General features: G+C 54.4%; 18 protein-coding genes. 12 read left to right on the top strand and 6 right to left on the bottom strand.

What is annotated here, in order from left to right; all coding sequences use genetic code 11:
• Positions 1-389: 389 nt before the first annotated feature.
• Positions 390-1,178, bottom strand: a complete 789-nt coding sequence (locus C813_RS35440; protein WP_025263633.1) for a MipA/OmpV family protein — start codon at positions 1,176-1,178, stop codon at positions 390-392.
• Between the two features lie 123 nt (positions 1,179-1,301).
• Between C813_RS35440 and C813_RS35435 the strand changes: the two genes are divergently transcribed.
• From C813_RS35435 to C813_RS35390, 9 genes are all read left to right on the top strand, one after another.
• Entirely contained in the window at positions 1,302-1,997 is a 696-nt protein-coding gene (locus C813_RS35435) for a response regulator (RefSeq protein WP_025263632.1), read from the top strand.
• A complete protein-coding gene (locus C813_RS35430; RefSeq protein WP_017456659.1) occupies positions 1,994-3,190 on the top strand; it encodes a sensor histidine kinase in 1,197 nt (398 codons plus the stop codon). Before C813_RS35435 ends, C813_RS35430 begins: the two co-directional genes overlap by 4 nt.
• A 78-nt stretch (positions 3,191-3,268) precedes the next feature.
• Positions 3,269-4,423, top strand: a complete 1,155-nt coding sequence (locus C813_RS35425) for an efflux RND transporter periplasmic adaptor subunit (protein WP_017456660.1) — start codon at positions 3,269-3,271, stop codon at positions 4,421-4,423.
• Entirely contained in the window at positions 4,420-7,476 is a 3,057-nt protein-coding gene (locus tag C813_RS35420; RefSeq protein WP_017456661.1) for an efflux RND transporter permease subunit, read from the top strand. Before C813_RS35425 ends, C813_RS35420 begins: the two co-directional genes overlap by 4 nt.
• A gap of 209 nt (positions 7,477-7,685) precedes the next feature.
• On the top strand, positions 7,686-9,305 hold the full coding sequence (locus C813_RS35410; RefSeq protein ID WP_017456662.1) for an EAL domain-containing protein: 1,620 nt from the start codon (positions 7,686-7,688) through the stop codon (positions 9,303-9,305).
• Between the two features lie 71 nt (positions 9,306-9,376).
• Positions 9,377-10,441 (top strand): AI-2E family transporter, encoded by a 1,065-nt coding sequence (locus tag C813_RS35405; RefSeq protein ID WP_017456663.1) that lies wholly within the window; start codon positions 9,377-9,379, stop codon positions 10,439-10,441.
• A 382-nt stretch (positions 10,442-10,823) separates the two neighbouring features.
• The gene (gene mdtJ / locus C813_RS35400) at positions 10,824-11,180 is read left to right on the top strand and encodes a multidrug/spermidine efflux SMR transporter subunit MdtJ (protein WP_017456664.1); all 357 of its coding nucleotides are present in this window, start codon (positions 10,824-10,826) and stop codon (positions 11,178-11,180) included.
• The gene (gene mdtI, locus C813_RS35395) at positions 11,167-11,496 is read left to right on the top strand and encodes a multidrug/spermidine efflux SMR transporter subunit MdtI (protein ID WP_017456665.1); all 330 of its coding nucleotides are present in this window, start codon (positions 11,167-11,169) and stop codon (positions 11,494-11,496) included. The genes mdtJ and mdtI overlap by 14 nt, the downstream gene beginning before the upstream one ends.
• Positions 11,497-11,602: 106 nt before the next feature.
• Positions 11,603-13,765, top strand: a complete 2,163-nt coding sequence (locus tag C813_RS35390) for a putative bifunctional diguanylate cyclase/phosphodiesterase (RefSeq protein WP_017456666.1) — start codon at positions 11,603-11,605, stop codon at positions 13,763-13,765.
• Position 13,766: 1 nt separating this feature from the next.
• Here the strand turns inward: C813_RS35390 and C813_RS35385 are convergent, their stop codons facing one another.
• From C813_RS35385 to C813_RS35375, 4 genes are all read right to left on the bottom strand, one after another.
• Positions 13,767-14,597 (bottom strand): trypsin-like serine peptidase, encoded by an 831-nt coding sequence (locus C813_RS35385; protein WP_017456667.1) that lies wholly within the window; start codon positions 14,595-14,597, stop codon positions 13,767-13,769.
• A 99-nt stretch (positions 14,598-14,696) separates the two neighbouring features.
• On the bottom strand, positions 14,697-14,744 hold the full coding sequence (ydgU, locus tag C813_RS47740; protein WP_456073067.1) for a small membrane protein YdgU: 48 nt from the start codon (positions 14,742-14,744) through the stop codon (positions 14,697-14,699).
• A gap of 133 nt (positions 14,745-14,877) precedes the next feature.
• A complete protein-coding gene (gene asr / locus C813_RS35380; RefSeq protein WP_017456668.1) occupies positions 14,878-15,225 on the bottom strand; it encodes an acid resistance repetitive basic protein Asr in 348 nt (115 codons plus the stop codon).
• A 163-nt stretch (positions 15,226-15,388) separates the two neighbouring features.
• On the bottom strand, positions 15,389-16,873 hold the full coding sequence (locus tag C813_RS35375; protein WP_017456669.1) for a carboxypeptidase M32: 1,485 nt from the start codon (positions 16,871-16,873) through the stop codon (positions 15,389-15,391).
• A 133-nt stretch (positions 16,874-17,006) separates the two neighbouring features.
• Between C813_RS35375 and C813_RS47535 the strand changes: the two genes are divergently transcribed.
• Positions 17,007-17,099, top strand: coding sequence for a KPN_01571 family protein (locus tag C813_RS47535; RefSeq protein ID WP_211772900.1), 93 nt, complete (start codon positions 17,007-17,009; stop codon positions 17,097-17,099).
• A 60-nt stretch (positions 17,100-17,159) separates the two neighbouring features.
• On the opposite strand, the gene C813_RS35370 is transcribed toward C813_RS47535, so the two are convergent.
• On the bottom strand, positions 17,160-18,410 hold the full coding sequence (locus C813_RS35370; RefSeq protein ID WP_017456670.1) for an MFS transporter: 1,251 nt from the start codon (positions 18,408-18,410) through the stop codon (positions 17,160-17,162).
• Positions 18,411-18,530: 120 nt separating this feature from the next.
• Here C813_RS35370 and C813_RS35365 point away from each other — a divergent pair, with 120 nt between their 5' ends.
• Together C813_RS35365 and mlc are read left to right on the top strand one after the other, a co-directional pair.
• On the top strand, positions 18,531-19,427 hold the full coding sequence (locus tag C813_RS35365; protein ID WP_017456671.1) for a LysR family transcriptional regulator: 897 nt from the start codon (positions 18,531-18,533) through the stop codon (positions 19,425-19,427).
• Between the two features lie 129 nt (positions 19,428-19,556).
• Positions 19,557-20,777, top strand: a complete 1,221-nt coding sequence (gene mlc, locus C813_RS35360; RefSeq protein WP_017456672.1) for a sugar metabolism global transcriptional regulator Mlc — start codon at positions 19,557-19,559, stop codon at positions 20,775-20,777.
• Position 20,778 lies beyond the last annotated feature (1 nt).

Below are 20,778 nucleotides of genomic sequence, written 5' to 3'. Positions count from 1 at the left end.
ATTTTTTTGAATGAAAGTGATATTGTTAACGTAAATTAAAGAAATCTCATTGGCGACAGAAACCGCGTAAATAAGATGTATACTGGCAATAAAACGTAACTCACCGATCTATAGAGCAATATTTATTGCCAGAAAATAAATAATCACCTAAGTAAGTACTTCAGAAATATTGCATAAGAAATACATCAAACCAGACAGATATCGCCACTTTTTTGTATGCCGCACGGCGTTCTGTGTCCAGCGCGGCATTCACTACGGCTACTGCTACAGCATTTTTACGATTAACTGCTGATATAGGTCAAATAAGCCGCCAGGTAAACGACACCGCAGGCAAACCATATTTTTGCCAGAAACTGATAATCGTTTTTGTCCATCTTTTCCCGCACCTTTCAAAAAGTATACGTAATGGCAATGACCGCTGAGCCTTCGTTACGACGCAGCACAATTGGGCTGTCCGCCGCGTGATCGTTCAGCCAGGTGTAATTGGCGCTCAGCAATGTTCCCCAGTGGGCATCAAATTGATGGCTCCACGTCAGGCTATTATCGATCCCATAAAATCCCTGTTCTGCGTGGTAGCGCGCATAGCCGGAACGCAGACTTTGCTTTTGGCTGACACCGTAAAACGTATTCATATATCGGCTATCGCCAAACAGCGCGGCAGACTGGAAAGCCAGCGTATCGCGGGTGGTCTGCACCGGCAGCAAGGTGAGGGACGCCTGATACTGTACGCCCTGGCTATCGGTAAGTGGCAGGGTAGCTTTGCTTTCCAGCACCAGCCAGTCCGTGGCTTGCCAGCCAACCGCCAGCGCGGTATTCAGCGTGGCATCAATATTGCCCATGCCTTTTAAGTTTTCTGCACCGTCCCGCCAGCCAGAATCACGATCGGCGCGGCCTAACGCATAACCCAGCGTATGTTCGAGATAAAAACCATTGTCGGTTTGCAGGTCATAACCCAGCCCTTTTTGCGAATCAAAAAAGAGCGCATTATCGCGGGCCTGAATCAGTGGAACCACCTGGACACGTTGCTTGTCTGAACCGCTGTAGCGCGGCGCATACTCGCCGCCAATGCCCACCGTCACTCCGTTTTGCACGGCGGGAGTGTCATCGGCCCTGGCCGTGGAGGCAAACAGAGCCAGCAGTGGACAGGCGCTATACAACACGGTTTTTCTCATTATCATCATCACATCTCGCTGGTGGGATAGTATGCTGCGGCGAAGGTTCGCCATGTCCTGACGGGGAATATAGACAGGTCATATCAATAAACGGTCAGGGAATTATTAAGAAATGGTCAAGGTAAGCAAATGATATCCCGTAGAGTGCTTGTGATTGAAGATGATGCCGACGCGGCTGGCGTACTGGAAGCCTATCTGCGACGTGAAAACTATGCCGTTTCGCTGGCCGGGGATGGGCTGACAGGGCTGGACATGGCGCAGCGCTGGAAACCTGATCTGATCTTACTGGATATTATGTTGCCGGGCATGAATGGCACCGAAGTGCTGGCGGCGCTGCGACGCATTAGCGATGTCCCGGTGATCATGGTCACTGCTATGGGGGATACCTCTGAGCGCATAGGGGCGTTGCGATACGGGGCCGATGATTATGTGGTGAAACCGTATCATCCAGGCGAAGTGGTAGCGCGCGTGCAGGCGGTGCTGCGGCGCAGTAAACGAACGGCCGTGCAAGAAGAGGTGCTCCGCTGGCAAACGCTGGAAGTGGATACCGTCGCCATCACCGCAACGGTCACGCAGGCTGAAAACAGTGTCCGCAGCCTGGATCTGACGCCAACGGAGTTTTCGATTCTGATAACGCTAATGCGCCACCCGACCTTGCCGTTTTCCCGCCAGCACTTGCTGGAACACTGTTTGCCGGAGAGCGAAGCGCTGGAGCGCGTGGTCGATACGCATGTCTACAATTTGCGCAAAAAGCTGGAAAACGCGGGCGTTACCAGCGTTTTAGCGAATGTGCGCGGTATTGGCTACCGGTTCCGCCAGCCATGAAAAATCCTGCTCATCAATCGCTGTGGCGCTGGATTTGCGCGCGCATCATCGCGCTGGCTATCGGCGCTGTTATTGTCATTGCTCTGTGTATGTGGCTGCGTTATGCCGTGCAAAACTACTGGGTTTTGCATGATATGCCGTCTGCGGTGAAGGCGGAGTTTCTCGTTCTGCTGGATAATCCGCAGGCGAACCCGGATCGCTTTCATGAAATCGTCGATAAATGGTGGGGGATAAGCTATTCGAAGCCGTCCATTGCCTCTGCCGACTGGATCATGGTTGGCGTACTGGTACTGGTGATGATCCCCTTTATTGTGATTATGGGGCTACGTTACGCCCGGCCACTCTCTTTACAGTTCAGCCATCTGCGTGAAGCGGCCGATGAAGTCACACAAGGCGAATTTGGCAGCCAGGCGGATCTGGTAAAAGATGCGCCCGCCGAAGTGGTACGTTTTGCCAGCGATTTTAACGACATGACCCGCCAGCTGGCGCGCTACGACCGGGAGCTGCGCGCGTCGCACGTTGCGATGGCGCACGAGCTGCGCTCACCGCTAACAGCGGCCATTGGTCGCCTGCAAGGGATGCTCGATGGCGTCTTCGAACCCAGCCAGCAACAACTGGGGATGGTGATGAAACAGCTGCAGCACCTGAGCCGCCTTACGGATGAGCTGCATCTGCTCTCGCTGGCCGATGCTGGTCAACTGACGCTTCATCTTCAGCCGCTGTCGCTGGAAGATCTGTTAGGTGAGCGGGTCGCCTGGCTGAAACCGCAGGCTGATGCCGCAGGAATGACCATGGCGGTGACCTCCCGTTCATCTTCGCTGTTTACTGGCGATGCGTTCCGGCTGGGACAGGTCTTTACCGTGCTGATGGAAAATGCGCTGCGTTATGGCCGGCGGGGCGGTCAGCTTGCCATCCACCTCAGTAAGCAGGGTAACGCGTGGCGGATCGATTTTGAGGATGACGGACCGGGCGTGGAAAGCGATTTTCTGCTAATCATGTTCGATCGCTTTACCCGCGCGGAAACCTCCCGCGCCAGGCATTCCGGCGGCAGCGGGCTCGGGCTTTCTATTGCGCGGGCGATATGTGTTGCCCACGGTGGCAGTATCAGCGCGGCGCTGCCGGAAAAAGGTGGGTTGCGGATCAGCATCACGCTCCCGGCAGATGGCAGCGGTGAAAAAAAATTGCACTCTTGATGAATTCTTGACGAAACGTGGAGTGATTCTCGACGCACGCCACGTTAAATGGCGCCATTACCGATCCGGAGTGGCGTTATGTCAGAACAATTTACCGATTATTTTCGTCAGGGCCTGCACCACCTTTTTAATGCGGCACGCGCGTTATCCTTCCTTGCTCTGCTTCCGCTGCTGGTTATGGCGGCGGTCATTCCGCTGTTAACGGGGTGCGGAGAGAAAAAAACAGACCACGCTGCGCCGCCCAGGCCTGTGCGTTATCTGGTTGTCGCGGCGTCCTCCCCAAACCAGGGAACAGTACGAACTGGCGAGATCCGCGCTCATGATGAAACGGTGCTGGCTTTTCGGCTGGATGGCCGTATGGTCAGCCGGCTGGTGGATATCGGCGCGCGCGTACATGCCGGGCAAGTGCTCGCCACGCTGGAGAGTGAGACCGGCAAAAACCAACTGGCCAGCGCCCGCGCCGATATGGAAAGCGCCCGCGCCGCCGAGCAGTTTGCCGCGCTGAATCTGAACCGGATGCAGAAACTGATGCCCTCCGGCGCGATTGCCCGTACGCAGCTTGATAGCGCCCGTGCCGACTGGCAGTCCGCCGCATCCCGCCTTAAAAGCAGCGCTGCCGCGCTGCGCAATGCGCAGGATAATCTGGCCTGGACACAACTGACCGCGCCTGCCGATGGGGTTATCACCCGCGTTAGCGCCTCAGCGGGGCAAGTGGTCAGCGCCGGGGAAAGCATTTTCACGCTGGCGACCAGCGACGCGCGCGATGTGGTTTTTGCTATCGCCGATCCGCAATTACTGCCCGCACAGGCAGCAAAAACCCCCCTGTTTTCGGTCGCGTTGCTGGCCGATCCCACGCAGAAAACCAGCGGCGTATTGCGTGATATCAGCCCGCAGGCCGATCCGCAAACGCGCACATGGCAGGTCAGGCTCACGCTGCAGTCCCCACCAGCGGCGATGGCGCTGGGAGCCAGCGCCATCGTAGATATTCCAGTGTCGACATCGCCCGGTTATGTGGTGCCAGCCTCGGCGTTGAGCCGCGTCGGCGGCCAGCCGGCGGTCTTTATTATCGACAAACAATCGCAGGCACAGCTTCGTACGGTCACGCTTGCGAGCTACACCGCCTCTTCTGCGGTGATTGCGACAGGCATCAGTGCGGGCGACCGGGTTATCACCGCAGGCGTAAGCAAACTGCGCGCCGGTGAAAAAGTGACCCCAGGAGAGCTGCAGCCATGAGCTCTGTTGAAACCAAACCGCGTTTTAATCTTTCTGCCTGGGCGCTTGAACACCAGCAACTTGTGAGCTTTTTCATGATGCTGATTATCGCCACCGGCATCTTCTGTTATGAAAACCTGCCGCGCAATGAAGATCCGGCATTTACCATCAAAACGGCGGTGGTCTCCGCGCAGTGGCCTGGCGCGACGGTTACCGACACTACCCGGCTGGTCACGGATGTACTGGAAAAAAAATTACAGGAGACGCCGTGGCTGGATTACATCGAAAGCGAAAGCCGGGCCGGTAGCGCCGTTATCTATGTAAATCTGCGCGATGACACCCCGCCGACGCAAGTACCGGACATCTGGTATCAGGTGCGCAAAAAGATGCAGGACATTGCGCCTTCGCTGCCGCAGGGCGTGCAGGGACCGGCAGTGAATGATGAATTTGACGATACCTTCGGCACGATTTATGGCTTCACGGCGGAGGGCTACACGGCGCGTGAACTGCGCGATCGGGTGGAAGATATTCGCCGCAACCTGATGTCAGTGCACGATATCGGCAGAATCACTCTGCTGGGAGAGCAGGAGGAGCAGATCGTGATTGCGTTTTCTCCCCGGCAACTGGCTGGAATGGGGCTCGATATCCAGCAGGTGAGCGATGCGCTCAACGCGCAAAATGCCGTCGAGCCAGCCGGTATTATTCGTACCGGGCAGGACAACGTTGCGCTGCGGGTTAGCGGCGCGCTGACCACCGAAGAGAGCCTGCGGGCGGTTACCCTGCATATTAACGATCGCTATATTCCCCTGACCGATATCGCCACCGTGAGCCGCCAGCTTGCCGAACCGCCAGCGCCGGTGTTTCGTGTCAACGGTCAGCCCGCGATAGGGCTGGCCATTTCCATGGCCTCCACCGGCAATATGCTGCGTTTCGGCCAGGCGCTCAACGCCAGGATGGCGGAGATTAAAACTCAGTTGCCCCACGGCATAGATATGACCAAAGTCGCCGATCAGTCCGCCGTAGTGAGCGATGCGGTTAGCGGCTTTGTGCGGGTGCTGGTCGAAGCGGTGCTGATTGTGCTGGCGGTTTCCTTTGTCTCGCTGGGGATGCGGGCAGGGCTGGTGGTTGCCGCCGCCATACCGCTGGTGCTGGCGATGACCTTCGCTGGAATGATGCTGGCCGGAATTGGTTTGCAACGGATTTCACTGGGTGCGCTGATCATTGCGCTGGGTCTGCTGGTGGATGACGCCATGATCACCGTCGAAACCATGGTGGCCAGGCTGGAAGCCGGTGAATCGCGCAAAAGCGCGGCCACCTATGCTTTCAAAACCACCGCGTTTCCTATGCTTACCGGGACGCTGGTGATGATCGCCGGTTTTATTCCCGTCGGGTTTGCCGCCTCCAGCGCCGGAGAGTACTGCTTTTCGCTGTTTGCCGTGGTGCTGATAGCGCTACTTTGCTCGTGGGTGGTGGCGATTCTGTCCTCGCCGTTGACCGGCGCCTGGCTGCTGCCCGCCAGAATAGACAGCCATCGCAAAGGCAGCGGACGCCTGGCGCGTGTCTACCAGACATTACTGGCGCGCGCGTTGCGCCACCGTTTATTGACCATTGGCATCGCGGTGGCGGCGCTGGCGCTTGCGTGCGTGGGCGCGACCAGAATGCGGGGGGAGTTTTTCCCGGCTTCCGATCGCCCCGAGTTGCTGGTCAGCCTGTCGTTGCCCGCTAATACCGCGCAGCAGGAAACGGAAAGGCAAGCCGAGCGGCTGGAGAACGTACTGAACGGTAACAAAGATATAGATCACTACACGACTTATGTCGGTTCCGGCGCAATACGTTTTTATCTGCCAATGGATGTCCTGCGGGATGACGAAAACACGGCGCAACTGGTGGTGGTGGCAAAAGATCTGGCGGCGCGCGATCGCCTGCGCCAGCAACTGAATAGCGTGCTGGAAAGCCAGTTCGCCGGGTTTACCACGCGCGTTTCGCCGCTGGAATTAGGGCCACCGGTGGGGTGGCCGGTGAAATACCGTGTGAGTGGGCCTGATTATGCGCAGGTACAAAAGTTTTCACGCCAACTGGCGGCAGCAATTGGTACCTCATCGCTTGCCCGCGAAGTGAATTTGACCGCCGGTGAACCGGAAAGAACCATCACCTTGCAGGTGAACCAGACTGCGGCACGAGCGGCGGGCGTTTCGTCGCAGAGTATTGCGCAAATGCTTAATACAGTCTGGTCCGGGCGTACGGTGACCACGGTGCGGGATAATGATCGGCTGGTGGATGTGGTCCTCCGTGGCAACGATCGTGAGCGGCTGGATATCGATACGTTATCGACCCTGATGTTGCCTGGCGCTAACGGTACGAAAATTCCGCTGAACGAAGTGGCAACCGTGGGCTGGGGCGTGGGCGATCCGGTTATCTGGCGTCGCCAGCGGCTGCCATTTATTACGGTGCAAACCGATCTGGCATCCGGCGTGAGTGCCGAAAACCTGTCGGCTGGACTGCGCCCGGCGGTGGATAAACTGCGTGCGCAACTGCCTGCAGGGTACCGGATCGAAGAGGGCGGCACGGTCGCGGAATCGGCAAAAGGGAACGGCTCGGTTTACGCGGTGCTACCGGTGACGCTTATCGTGATGCTGGTGTTGTTAATGCTCCAGTTGCAGCGTTTTTCCCGCATGTTGTTGGCGCTGTTGATGGCACCTTTTGGTTTGCCGGGCATTGTGCTGGCGATGCTGCCGACCGGAACGCCGATGGGGTTTGTCGCCTTGCTTGGCGTGATTGCGCTGGCGGGGATGATCATTCGCAACGCGGTGATCCTGATAAGCGAAGTGGACAGCAATCTGGCGCAGGGGATGGCCGCGAACGAGGCGATCGTGGCCGCCGCCGAACACCGCGCCCGACCCATTATGCTGACGGCATTTGCCGCCATTCTGGGGATGATCCCCATTTCACATCAGGTGTTCTGGGGGCCGATGGCGTATGCCATTATCGGCGGGCTGGTTGTCGCCACGCTGGTGACGCTTACCGTTTTACCTGCGGCGTTCAGCCTGCTGCTGGATAAAGAAAGACGTCAGTAATTGGGGGAGCCAGGAGGGGGCATCACGCGCCAGGGCGAGATGTCTTTAAAGTAAATGCCAAAAACGCCGATAAGGAGAGTGGGGCGCATGCAGGATTTTTCAGCGCCGGAAGCAATAAAGTAACCAGGATGTTGCCAATAATTTTCTGCAAAAGGGATTGATGACAGGCCGACTGCCAGCGCGGGGTGGTCTGCATAAAGGTATTCAAAATGATAAAGATGCTGAAAAAAGGCGTTTCCATATATATAGCAGCGTTATTATTATCTTTTGCTTTTTTCTATATTGTTGCGCAAGTCGCTTACTATGCTTTTATCCAGGAAAAGGTAGAAGATTATGCCGAATCGATACTTGCCCGCAGCGATAATATTATTCTTCAGGTACGTGAAATCAACGCGCTGCGCGAAGAGTTTTCCGTCTACACACCGTGTAGCGATCCCTATCTGCATGCATTAAGAAAACGCTTATGGCCTTATCCGCTGATCAAAGATATTGGCTATGTTGAAGACGGCAGAATAATCTGTTCAGCACTGTGGGGGAAATATGCTGCGCCGTTGTCTCTCAATGTGTTCAAGAATAAAGTGAGTAGAGGCAGTTATACATGGGTGTTTGATGCGCTGATTGAGAATAATATTACTGCTGATGTCGTTTATAATAATAATTTTTCTGTCACCGTGTCACCCTTTGCTTTTACCCGCTTTCGCGAAGATTCCACCCGGTGGGGGTTTAATGCGGTTGTCGGAGACTACAATCACAAGCAACATTTTTTCCGCGTAGGCAATAATACATCGCTGCTCGAAAATATAGAGCATGGCAAAGTGCATGAGTTCTTTTTTATCACTGAGAAATCCTGTGATGCGCAGCATGATATCTGCGTTGTGGCTGGTGTCAGACACTCTTTCGTATTTAATAACAACGGTTATATTCTTCTTTTCCTGTTTTGCGTGGCTTCGCTGGTTGGGCTGTTTGTTGGCGCGTTAATCAGTAAAAATCAGCATGAGAATCAGTCGCTATTAACCAGATTGGAAAATGCTATTATTAATAAAGAGTTGCATTTTGTTTACCAACCACTTTACCGGGTAAAAGATAAAAGTATCATCGGGGTGGAAGTGTTGTTGCGCTGGAATGATAAACAGATGGGCAATATCGGCCCGGATATTTTCATTCCGCTGGCAGAAGAAAATGGCTTAATTAATAAGATAAGTCTCTACGTGGTTGAACATGCGATCAAAGAGTGTGGCGCCGCGTTGCGAGAAAAAGATATCACGCTAAGTATTAACGTCAGTTGTTCAGATATCTGTTCAAAAACGTTTTATCAGCGGCTTATCGATACCCTGCAACAAGAAGGCGTGGCAGGGAAACATATCATGCTGGAAATCACCGAAAGGCAGAGTGGTCGCATAGAAGATATTATGCAGTCAATATGTTTATATAAAGAACATGGCGTGTTATTTGCGCTGGATGATTTCGGTACCGGTTATTCGAATTTAAAATGGTTGTCCATGCTGGATGTTGATGAAATAAAAATTGATAAATCAATAACGGATTCTATCGGTACACAGTCCATTAACCGACATATACTTCCTGGCCTTATTGCGATGTTTAAAGATATGCCACGCACTATTGTTTTCGAAGGCGTTGAAAATGAAGCTCAGCATCTTTTTTTACAAGGCAATTTACCGGAATCCTGCGCGCAGGGCTGGTATTTTTCCAAAGCATTAGCTTTTTCTGAGATAGAAAATCTTTTGGCACAGGTAAAACAGATAGATGAGGGCGATGATAGCAACGACGCCATGCTGACACCGGAACAGCGAAACGGCTCCGTCGCCTGAGGCGGCTCTGTTTTTACAATCAATGGGTAACGCTCTACACTGGTGGGCAGTTTCCCCATTGGATGTCCCGGATGACGACACTTAAAAGTAATAATTTCTTCTTTATCATTCTGTTATTACTGGTCAGTCTGGCGTTTTTCAGCCTGATCCAACCTTACTACTCCGCCATTATTTGGGCGGTGATTCTGGCGCTGATTTTTTACCCGCTGCGCATGCGTTTATCGACGCTGCTCGGCGGGCGCAACGGCGTGGCATCGCTTATCACCGTATTGTTGATCTGCGTGATTGTCTTCATTCCATTGATGATGGTGCTCTCCTCGATCGCCGTGGAGGTTAACAGCCTGTACCAACGGTTGCAGAATAACGGCACCGATTTGCCGCAGCTGTTAAGCAACGGGATCGCGCATCTGCCGGAGTGGGCAAAAAATTCGCTGCGTGAAAATGATTTCGATTCGGTCGCCGCGATCCGCGAAAAACTCTCCGGCGTGGCGCTGAGCGTTGGGCGCTATCTGGCGGGCAGCGCGGTACTGATCGGCAAAGGCACGCTGGGAATTACTGTCGGCTTCTGTCTGATGGTCTATTTGCTGTTCTTTTTACTGAAAGATGGCGCAGAGCTGGTGCGCAAAATCTACGACGTGGTGCCGCTGTCAGCGACCATCAAACGCCGCCTGTTCCTGAAATTCGCCGGTGTGGCGCGCGCCACGGTAAAAGGTACGCTGGTCGTGGCGATTGTGCAGGGAGCGCTGGGCGGTATCGGTTTCTGGTTTGCCGGGTTCAACGGCAGCCTGCTGTGGGCAACGTTAATGGCGTTTTTGTCGCTGATCCCGGCGGTGGGGACGGCGATTGTCTGGGTCCCGGCGGTGATCTTTCTCTACTCCACCGGCGAGCTGGTCACGGCGACCATCCTGACGCTCTACTTCGTGATTGTGGTGGGACTGGCTGATAATCTGTTGCGCCCGCTGCTGGTGGGCAAAGATACCCGTATGCCGGACTATTTGATCCTGCTTACTACGCTCGGCGGGTTGCAGTTCTTTGGCATTAATGGTTTTGTGCTGGGACCGATGATTGCCGCGCTATTTATTACTTCATGGAATTTGTTGGCGCAGTCGCGAGCGAATACGCAAAAAAAAGCGTAATAATATTTAATAACGCCGCCTGCTAAATTACGGCGGCGTTATTTGTTTGTCGTAAAGAAGTGCAAAGCCTTTGAGTAAAATCTTAGCCTGTGATAAAAAAGGGCGGTGTTTAACTACTGAGGACAATTTATTTCCGCTACGATGAGAAGCAATTTGCGGATAATTGTAATTATATGGACATTCTGTTCAGCGTCTTAAAACCTGATTTTTCCCTCCCGTCTTCTTCCTGCTGCCTGTTGGCAGATGACCAGTACTGGCGCTCTGCGCTGTAGTTTTCTCTCTGCCTGAGCTGGCACGTTGTGTCCGGCTGACATCGTTGTTTTTCCGGTTTCCCGTTGTTCGGTAAGCCGCAGGAAAGTATGTTCTCAAGCAGGAGAAAAAAATGATTTACTGGATTTTATTAGCCCTGGCAATTATTGCTGAAATAACCGGCACGTTGTCGATGAAATGGGCAAGTATTAGCGATAGTCATACCGGTTTTATTTTAATGCTGGTGATGATTGCGCTGTCGTATATTTTTCTGTCATTCGCGGTTAAAAAAATAGCCCTCGGCGTGGCGTACGCATTATGGGAAGGCGTTGGCATATTCATTATTACGCTTTGTAGCGTCTTTCTTTTTGATGAACCGTTATCGCCGCTGAAAGCTGCCGGTCTGGCCACGCTGGTGCTGGGCATTGTGCTGATCAAATCCGGGACGCGCAAAGCCACGCGTCAGGAGCGTAACCATGCTGCAGTTTGAGTGGATTCACGGCCTGTGGCTGGCAGTGGCGATTGTGCTGGAAATCGCGGCGAACATCTTTTTAAAACTCTCAGACGGTTTTCGCCGCAAGTTATATGGTTTCGCTTCACTTTTCGCCGTATTAGCGGCATTTAGCGCCTTATCGCAGGCGGTAAAAGGAATCGATCTTGCGGTGGCGTATGCGCTTTGGGGCGGGTTTGGCATCGTCGCCACCCTCGCCGCCGGCTGGGTGCTCTTTGGGCAGCGCCTGAATTATAAAGGCTGGATTGGCCTGGCGCTGCTGATTGTCGGTATGACGCTGATAAAACTCGCCTAATGTTAAGTTGCCCACGTTTGTGGGCAATGAAATTCGCGGGCTGTATTACGCTTAGGATACTATCTCTCACACCTCTGTTTCCCTGGACACCAGTAAGGGACGGCCAATGTTTAATCCGTTAAGCTGGCGCAATCTCCCCACGGCAAGGACGCTGTTTGTCATGCTCTTTATGGCCGGCATCGGACTGATTGTTTCCGTTGTCGCGCTGCTCTATCTTTCGCTGCACCTTATTAGCTCCAAGGCCAATGAAATTGATGAACATCGCACCGCGCTGTCTGTGCAGGGCGCGATTCAGACGGCGGTAAACCGCACCCGGTCACTGGTCATTGATAACGCCGTCTGGGATGAAGCAGTTCAGGAAGCCTATCGCCCACAACTGGATAGCGCGTGGCTATATAGCACCTGGGGCGCGGGCTTTAAAATCAATAACCTGTACGACGGCACTTTTGTGCTGGATGAGAAGTTCGCCGTGCTGTGGGGGGCGTTTCGCAGCCAGCCTTTTACCGAGCCTAATCTCGCCTTTTTTGGTGACGGGCTGGCCGCGCTGATTCGCAACCACAGCGAGCCGCTGCGCGAGGGGAAAGAGGTTTTCGCGGGCATCACCCGCACGCGTGAAGGGGTGGCATTTGTCAGTATTGGGCTTATTCGCCCGGCGAGCGGGCGGCTTAACGTTTATGACGCGACACGCCGCTACCTGGTGATCACCCGCCATCTCAACGCGAAGATCCTCAGCGATCTGGGAAATACCTTTCAGATTGACGATTTGCGCTTGCAGGCACGAAATGCCGCCGTAGCCAGCATACCGCTACGCGGATCGGCAGGTGAAACGCTGGGATATCTGAGCTGGACGCCGCATTTACCCGGTGCGGAGGCCGCGCAGGCGGCTGCGGCCAATATCCGCCAGATAGCCGCGCTGGCGGCGGGTTTGATTCTGCTGTTTATCGCACTCAGCAGCGCCGGGCTTTACAAACTGGCGCGTGGGGAAAAGCTGGCGCGCAAAATCGCGCTGACGGACTGGCTAAGCCGTTTACCTAACCGTCGCGCGCTGATTGAACACCTCGATAATCTGAGCGCAATGGGCGATCCCGAAATGATCAGCGTGGTGTTTATCGATCTCGACGGCTTTAAAGACGTAAATGATATTTACGGCCACGATGTCGGCGACCGGCTGATTGTGACGATAGCCGACACATTACGGCAAAAAGTGCCGACCGGCGGCATGCTGGCGCGAATGGGCGGTGACGAATTCGCCATGACGCTTAGCGGTCCGTGGTCACTGGAAAAGGCTGATGATTTTGCGCATAACGTGTTGCGCTACCTTGAGACACCGGTGCGCATTGGCAAACGCACTATTCATATTGGTGCCAGCATCGGTGTTGCCAGCGGCACGCTGCTGGAGTGTTCCAGTTCAGAGTTGTTTCGCCGCGCAGATATCGCCATGTACCACTCGAAAATTACCGGCAAGGCGCGGATGACGCATTATGATGCAGAGCTGAACAGCGCGCGTGAACGGCAATTAATCATTGAGAATGATATCCGTGACGGGCTGGAGCGTGATGAGTTTGATGTCTGGTATCAACCGATTGTCGATGCGCAAAGTCAGATGATGATTGGCGTTGAAGCGCTGGCGCGCTGGCCGCGCCGTCCGGATGGCGAACTCAGGCCGGACGATTTTATCCCGGTCGCCGAAACCAGCGGGCTTATCTACGCGCTCGGGCAGTTTGTGCTGCGCCGCGCCTGTAGCGATTTGCAGCAGCTTAACCACCTGAAGTTGTCGGTCAATATCTCGCCCGCACAGTTTCGCGACCCGGAGTTTGAAGACAAAGTGGCGCGGGTGCTGGAAACCTGCCTGTTTCCGGCGCACCGCTTACAGCTGGAGGTGACAGAAACCTACGTGCTGGAAAACCCTGAGCGCGCACGTTCGGCCATCGCCAATCTCAAAGCGCTGGGCACGGCGGTTGCGCTGGATGATTTCGGCACGGGCTATTCGAGTATTGGTTACCTGCGGCGCTTTAATTTTGACACCATAAAAATTGATAAATCGCTGGCCGGGCTGGTTGATGATGACGAACAAGCCTCGGCGCTGGTGAGCGGCACGATCCGTATTGCCAGTGCGCTGGGCATGCAGGTGGTGGCGGAAGGCGTGGAAAATGAGAAGCAGATGAAACTGCTGCGGCTGGCCGGCTGCGACCAGCTGCAGGGTTACTATTTCAGCGAACCGATGCCGCTTAAGGAGATTTTGCAGTTACGTCTGCTGCGAAAGGGCTGAATTACTCGTCTGCCTCTTTTGCCAGCGCTTCCAGTTTGTCACGAAAACCGGTAACCGAAATGGCGCGGTTGTCGGCGCGCCAGCGATCTTTCGCCGCCGGCGCCGAGCTTTGCACGGCAATCAACTGCCAGCCCGCATCGGTTTTTAACATTAATGGCGAACCGCTGTCGCCCGGTAGCGTGTCGCACTGGTGCGACAACACGCTATTTTGCGCCCAGCCGGTGACGACACAGTCCTGGTGGCTGAACAGGCTATCAAGATGATCTTCCGGGTAGCCCGCCTGCGTCACTTTACGGTCGGTCGCTTTTAATGCCGCGGTGAGTTCATCTTTATCTCCGACAAAGATCGGCAGTGGCGTAATGCCGGAAGGGGGGTAACGTAACACGATCAGCCCAAAATCCCAGGGCGCGGCAGAAGAGGGAACAATCCAGCCATCGCCGTCGGCTTTCAGGCGGTGGCCGAGCGACGCATCGACACGGCCTTCGATACCGTGAATTTCATACCGCCAGCTGCCTCGTTGCGAAACAAAACGCAGCGCCACGGCTTTATCCGCTTTGCCGCGCGGCGGCGTTAACAGGCAGTGCCCGGCGGTTAATGCCAGGTGCGGAGAGATAAGCGTCGCTGTGCACAAATTGCCGCTGGCGGTTTCAAGCTGGCCAATCGCATCCCACGGCGCTTTGGTAGGGGTAGTAACAGGAACCCTGTCATCATGACCAAAAAAGAGCGTTTTCACATCACGGGCGCTTATCGCGTCATCGCCGCCATCGTCAGCATGTCCAACAGCGGAAAACAAAAACAGCGGTCCCAGCAACAGCACAACGGTTTTTCGCATATCACACTCTGGTGGGGTAATTATGATTATTAACGTAAGCCCAGGTAAACAAATATAGACGGGACGAGCAGAAAGTGGGAGTAAAATCAGCGTGCTACATCAATAAAGATAAAAACGGACGGCAATCAGTGCGCAGATGATTAACATCGCCAGAATCACTTCAAAACGATAACGTCGCAGCATCATAGGCCCTCCAGAGAAAAACGGCGCTTCACCCGAAGGGTTCAGCGCCGACTTGTCACAGCGTTCTGATACGAACGCTGGTATCAGACACGTTTACTTATGCAGCCGGTTGTGCAGCTGGTTTGGTCGCAGTGTGTTTAACGTGTTTTTTGTGGTGTTTTTTCGCAGCCTGAGCTTTCTGTTCTACAGCGGGTTTAGCCGCTTTTTTGTGGTGTTTTTTCACTTTCGCAGCCTGAGCTTTCTGCTCTACAGCCGGTTTAGCCGCTTTTTTGTGTTTCTTATGCATTTTTTTAGCCGGTGCAGCTTTAGTGGTAGCAGCCGGTGCAGCGGTCGTTGCTGCCGGAGCAGCAGCCGGAGCCTGGGTAGAAGTAGCGGTGTCAGCAGCGAAAGCAGCAGAAGACAGACCCAGAGCAGCGGCAACAACCAGAGCTAATACTTTTTTCATTCCGATATCCTCGAATTGGTTTCTTCATTCAACCCCACTGCGGGGCCGTTGAAAGAACTATATCCCTGTAATTGAACGCCTTCCGTGAGTGATTGGTTTCGGCATGTAACGTAATGTACAGAGCGAGGAACCGCGCCGAAACTGCCGTTCCGGCGCGGGTTTATCAGAGGTAACGGCGGAGAAGATGCTGGTGGAAATAGTCGGCGTTTAGCGCTTCGCCGGTGGCATTCTGAATCAGCTGCGCGGTGCTGAAGCGGCTGCCGTGCTGCCAGATGTTTTGTCGCAGCCAGTCAAAGAGCGCCGTAAGATCGCCTGCGGCAATCGCTTCGTCCAGCCCTGGCAGCGCGGTACGCGCGGCGTGGAACAACTGAGCAGCGTACATGGCGCCGAGCGTATACGACGGGAAATAACCAAAGCCGCCATCGGTCCAGTGAATATCCTGCATACAGCCGTTGCGGTAGTTGCCTTCAGTGGAAAGCCCCAGCCAGGCCTGCATTTTTTCATTCCACAAACCTGGAATGTCATCAACCTCAATCTCGCCGTCAATCAGCGCGCGTTCAATCTCATAGCGCAGGATCACATGCGCCGGATAACTCACTTCGTCTGCATCGACACGGATATAACCCGGTTTTACGCGCTGGTTCCAGGCGACAAAATTGTGTTCTTCAAACGCCGGTTGCCTACCGAAACGTTCAATAATGGCCGGTTGCAGACGGCGCAGGAAAGCTTCGCTGCGACCTAACTGCATTTCAAAGAACAGGCTTTGTGATTCATGAATCGCCGTGGAACGCGCCAGCGCAATAGGCTGACCCGGCCAGCTGCGCGGCAGATTTTGCTCGTAGCGCGCATGGCCGGTTTCATGTACCACGCCAAACAGCGCGCTCAGCAACTCATTTTCATCGTAACGCGTGGTAATACGCACATCTTCCGGTACGCCGCCGCAGAAAGGATGGGCACTGACATCGAGCCGCCCGCCGTTAAAGTCGAAACCGAGTTCCTTCATCGCCTGCAAACCCAGTTCGCGCTGGTCGGCAATCGGGAACGGCCCCTGCGGCGCAATTAACGCTTGCTGCTCTTGTTTTGACACTGCTTTTTTCAGCAGATCCGGCAGCCAGGATTTTACCTCGCCAAACAGTTCATCAAGGCGGGCGCTGGTCATATCCGGCTCGAATTTATCCAGCAGCGCATCATACGGGGAACACCCTTTCGCGGCGGCCCGCAGTCTGGCTTCTTCGCGTGCCAGTTTAACCACCTCTTTCAGGTTGGCGGAAAAACCAGCCCAGTCATTGGCGGGGCGCTGCGTGCGCCAGGCGTGCTCACATTTGCTACCCGCCAGCGACTGCGCTTCAACCAGCGATTCCGGCAGCAATGCCGCTTCCTGATAGTGCCGCTCGATTTCGCGCAGGTTGGCCTGCTCAATATCGTCCAGATCTTCTTGTCGTGCGTTGGCGATCCACTCGCCAACTTGTTTGTCGGTCAGGATCTGGTGGCGCAGGACGCTTAATTCTGCCAGCGCTTCGCCGCGTGCGGTACTACCGCCTGGCGGCATCATGGCAAACATATCCCAACTGGCAATCGAAGCGAGGTGTGAAAAGCGCGACAGGCGCAGGAAAGTGCGGGTGAGCTGGTGATAGTTGTGCTTGTCCATAATGCCTCTGATTTTTAGCGTGTGATCGTGTAACCACCTAAAAGTAGTAGTTATTCAATACATTTCCTGAACTGTACCATAATAGGAATAATCTGTTTATTTAACCAATGCCAACGCGTAACGCAGTAATATTATGAATCCATTCGTCTGGGTAATATTTGCTCTGCTGGCGCTTGATGCGGTGCGGGAATTAATGGGCACGGCGTCGATTTTGAGTCTGTTTTGACACACACGAGCAAAAAGTAAAAAAAGCCCTGCATGCGCAGGGCTGTTGATTATCGCAGCATTAATGCAGGCGAGAGTGGAGCCTGCTTCCCACCAGGATGGCAATCACCAGCATGGCCGCGATAAAACCGCCGACGCCGTTCCAGCCATAGCTGTGCCAGAACACCCCGCCTAATGTCCCCGCCACGCTGGAACCGAGATAGTAGCTAAATAAGTAGAGCGACGAGGCCTGGCCTTTGGCGCGTCGCGCGCGTGGGCCAATCCAGCTGCTGGCGACGGAATGGGCGGCAAAGAAGCCTGCGGTAAACAGCAGCATACCGATGAAAATTACCCCCAGCGTTGAGAACAACGTAAGCAACAGCCCCAGCAGCATGATGGCGGTAGCACCGACCATCACCGGCCCGCGCCCGTATTTATTGGTCATCATCCCGGCTTTCGGCGAACTCCAGGTGCCCGTCAAATAGGCGACGGAAAGCAGACCCACCACCGCCTGGCTCAGCGTCCACGGTGATTGCATCAGACGGTAACCGATGTAATTAAACAGGGTGACAAACGAGCCCATCAGCAAAAAACCTTCCAGGAACAACAGCGGCAATCCCTGGTCGCGCCAGTGCAGACGGAAATTGATAAACAGGGTTTTTGGCCGCAGCGAGGTCGGGCGGAAATGGCGTGATTCGGGCAAGATCCGCCAGAACATCAGCGCGGAAGCCAGCGCAAAACAGCCAATCACCGCCAGCGCGATACGCCAGTTAAAAAAGTCGGTAAACACGCCGCTCAGCAGGCGTCCGCTCATCCCGCCAATAGAGTTTCCGCTGATATACAGCCCCATCGAGAAGGCAACAAAACTGGGGTGGATCTCTTCACTTAAATAGGTCATGCCAACGGCCGCAACGCCGCTCAGCGATAAGCCAATCAATGCGCGCATCACCAGGATGCCGTGCCAGCTGGTCATCATTGTTGACAATAATGTGCAGCACGACGCCAGTAGCAGCGCGGTAACCATCACTTTTTTTCGTCCGATGGCGTCAGAAAGCGGGCCGGTAAACAGCAGACCAATCGCCAGCATGGCGGTGGATATCGAGAGGGAAATACTGCTGCTGGCCGGAGAGACGCCAAACTCCTGCGACAGCACCGGTAAAATGGGTTGCACACAGTAGAGCAAGGCGAATGTCGCTAACCCGGCGGAAAAGAGCGCCAGCGTGACGCGCATAAATTGGGGAGTACCACGTTTAATAAATTGTCCCGGCAAAGAGACTGGTTTTTCGTCGACGACGCTTGCCGGCCCGGTGTCAACGGTTGTTGTACGACTCACTGGAGATCCTTAACGTTTTATACCCGTGATTTTGGTGACGGGCTTACCACGTCGCTAAGGGTATGAAAGCGGTAATATTCTGTCTAATATATTAATAATCTCAAATAATATGTTTTAAGTATGAATATTGAACTGCGTCATTTACGTTACTTTATTGCCGTTGCCGAGGAGCTGCATTTTGGTCATGCGGCGGCGCGGCTGAATATCTCGCAGCCGCCGTTAAGCCAGCAAATCCAGATCCTTGAACAACAAGTTGGTGCGCGCTTGCTTGCCCGTACCAACCGCAGCGTGTCGCTCACACCTGCCGGGCGGCAGTTTTTGGCGGATAGTCGGCAAATCTTAAGCCAGGTCGATGAAGCCGCCGCACGCGCCATGCGCTTGCATCAGGGGGAAACCGGGGAACTGCGCATTGGTTTTACCTCCTCCGCGCCGTTCATAAAAGCGGTCTCCGACACGCTCTCTTCATTTCGCCAGCGTTACCCGGATGTACATATCCAGACACGCGAAATCAATACCCGTGAACAGATCTCGCCGCTCAATGAAGGGTTGCTGGATTTGGGGTTGATGCGTAACACGCCGTTGCCGGAGACGCTGGCCTGGGAGGTGATTCTGCGCGAGCCGTTGCTGGCGATGATCCACAAAGATCATCCATTAGCGGCGCGTTCGGCGGTGTCGCTGGTGGAACTGGCACAGGAGCCGTTTGTCTTTTTCGATCCGCATGTCGGTACTGGTCTGTATGATGAGATCCTCGGCCTGATGCGCCGTTATCAACTGACGCCAACTATTACGCAAGAAGTGGGCGAAGCGATGACCATTATCGGCCTGGTAGCGGCCGGATTAGGGGTGTCGATATTACCGGCATCATTTCGGCGTGTGCAGCTAACGGAAATGCGTTGGGTGCCGATTATTGAAGCGGATGCGGTATCGGAAATGTGGTTAGTCTGGTCAAAACATCATGAGCAGGGCAGCGCGGCTGCACGCTTTAAGCAGCAGTTGATTGCCGCCGCTGACGGATAAATTTTGCGCATAAGTCATTGCAAAATGTGCTGTAAATCACACGCCGGGGTAAATATTTGACGGCGACCAGTGAAGTGTTTCACCATAGCCGAACGTTTATTTCGAAGCGTGAAAATAAGGGAGTCAGAGGTGGTTGCTGATAGTCAGCCTGGGCATATTGATCAAATAAAGCAGACCAACGCGGGGGCGGTGTACCGCCTGATTGATCAGCTTGGCCCGGTGTCGCGCATCGATCTCTCACGCCTGGCGCAACTCGCCCCGGCCAGTATTACGAAAATTGTGCGCGAAATGCTCGAAGCCCACCTGGTGCAGGAGACGGAAATCCAGGAACCTGGCAGCCGCGGGCGTCCGGCGGTCGGGCTGGTGGTCGAGACCGAAGCCTGGCACTACCTTTCTTTGCGCATCAGCCGGGAAGAGATCTTTCTTTCTTTACGCGATCTCAGCAGCAAGCTGGTCGTGGAAGATCGCCTTGAGTTACCGCTGGTGGCTGAACTGCCGCTGCTGGACCGTATTATTCTGCATATTGACCGCTTTTTTACCCGCCATCAGAACAAACTGGAACGTTTGACCGCCATTGCGATTACGCTGCCCGGCATCATTGATACCGAAAACGGTATCGTTCATCGCATGCCCTTTTATGACGATGTTAAAGATATGCCGCTGGGTGAAGCGCTGGAAAATCACACTGGCGTGCCGGTGTATGTCCAGCATGACATCAGTGCGTGGACGATGGCCGAAGCCTTGTTTGGCGCGTCACGCGGGGCGCGGGATGTGATTCAGGTGGTTATCGATCACAACGTTGGGGCCGGGGTGATTACTGACGGGCGCTTATTGCATGCGGGAAGCAGCAGCCTGGTGGAGATTGGTCATACACAGGTCGATCCCTATGGCAAACGCTGTTATTGCGGCAACCATGGTTGCCTTGAAACCATTGCCAGCGTCGAGAGCGTGCTGGAGCTGGCGCAGTTGCGCATGAGCCAGTCAATGAGTTCGATGCTGCACCAAAAACCGCTGACTGTGGAATGGCTCTGCCAGGCTGCGCAGCAGGGCGATTTATTGGCTAAAGATATCATTAGCGGCGTGGGTGCGAATATTGGTCGCATTCTTGCCATCATGGTGAATTTGTTCAACCCGCAAAAAATACTGATTGGCTCGCCGCTCAGCAAAGCGGCAGACGTGCTTTTTCCCGCCATTGCCGCGTGCATTCGCCAGCAGGCATTGCCCGCGTATAGCCAGCACATCAGCGTAGAGAGCACACAATTTACCAACCAGGGCACCATGGCCGGTGCGGCGCTGGTAAAAGACGCGATGTATAACGGATCCTTACTTATCCGTTTGTTGCAGGGGTAAC

Source organism: Kosakonia sacchari SP1, from assembly GCF_000300455.3.
GTDB lineage: Bacteria > Pseudomonadota > Gammaproteobacteria > Enterobacterales > Enterobacteriaceae > Kosakonia > Kosakonia sacchari.
This window is presented reverse-complemented; position numbering and strand designations above follow the sequence as displayed.

Excerpts from the sequence above, each read along its gene's own strand:
- C813_RS35430 (WP_017456659.1), top strand. The coding sequence starts at position 1,994 with ATGAAAAATCCTGCTCATCAATCGCTGTGGCGCTGGATTTGCGCGCGC.
- C813_RS47535 (WP_211772900.1), top strand. The coding sequence starts at position 17,007 with ATGAATCCATTCGTCTGGGTAATATTTGCTCTGCTGGCGCTTGATGCG.
- C813_RS35425 (WP_017456660.1), top strand. The coding sequence starts at position 3,269 with ATGTCAGAACAATTTACCGATTATTTTCGTCAGGGCCTGCACCACCTT.
- asr (WP_017456668.1), bottom strand. The coding sequence starts at position 15,225 with ATGAAAAAAGTATTAGCTCTGGTTGTTGCCGCTGCTCTGGGTCTGTCT.
- C813_RS35405 (WP_017456663.1), top strand. The coding sequence starts at position 9,377 with ATGACGACACTTAAAAGTAATAATTTCTTCTTTATCATTCTGTTATTA.
- C813_RS35420 (WP_017456661.1), top strand. The coding sequence starts at position 4,420 with ATGAGCTCTGTTGAAACCAAACCGCGTTTTAATCTTTCTGCCTGGGCG.
- mdtI (WP_017456665.1), top strand. The coding sequence starts at position 11,167 with ATGCTGCAGTTTGAGTGGATTCACGGCCTGTGGCTGGCAGTGGCGATT.
- C813_RS35385 (WP_017456667.1), bottom strand. The coding sequence starts at position 14,597 with ATGCGAAAAACCGTTGTGCTGTTGCTGGGACCGCTGTTTTTGTTTTCC.
- C813_RS35410 (WP_017456662.1), top strand. The coding sequence starts at position 7,686 with ATGATAAAGATGCTGAAAAAAGGCGTTTCCATATATATAGCAGCGTTA.
- C813_RS35390 (WP_017456666.1), top strand. The coding sequence starts at position 11,603 with ATGTTTAATCCGTTAAGCTGGCGCAATCTCCCCACGGCAAGGACGCTG.
- C813_RS35440 (WP_025263633.1), bottom strand. The coding sequence starts at position 1,178 with ATGATAATGAGAAAAACCGTGTTGTATAGCGCCTGTCCACTGCTGGCT.
- C813_RS35435 (WP_025263632.1), top strand. The coding sequence starts at position 1,302 with ATGATATCCCGTAGAGTGCTTGTGATTGAAGATGATGCCGACGCGGCT.
- C813_RS35375 (WP_017456669.1), bottom strand. The coding sequence starts at position 16,873 with ATGGACAAGCACAACTATCACCAGCTCACCCGCACTTTCCTGCGCCTG.
- C813_RS35365 (WP_017456671.1), top strand. The coding sequence starts at position 18,531 with ATGAATATTGAACTGCGTCATTTACGTTACTTTATTGCCGTTGCCGAG.
- mdtJ (WP_017456664.1), top strand. The coding sequence starts at position 10,824 with ATGATTTACTGGATTTTATTAGCCCTGGCAATTATTGCTGAAATAACC.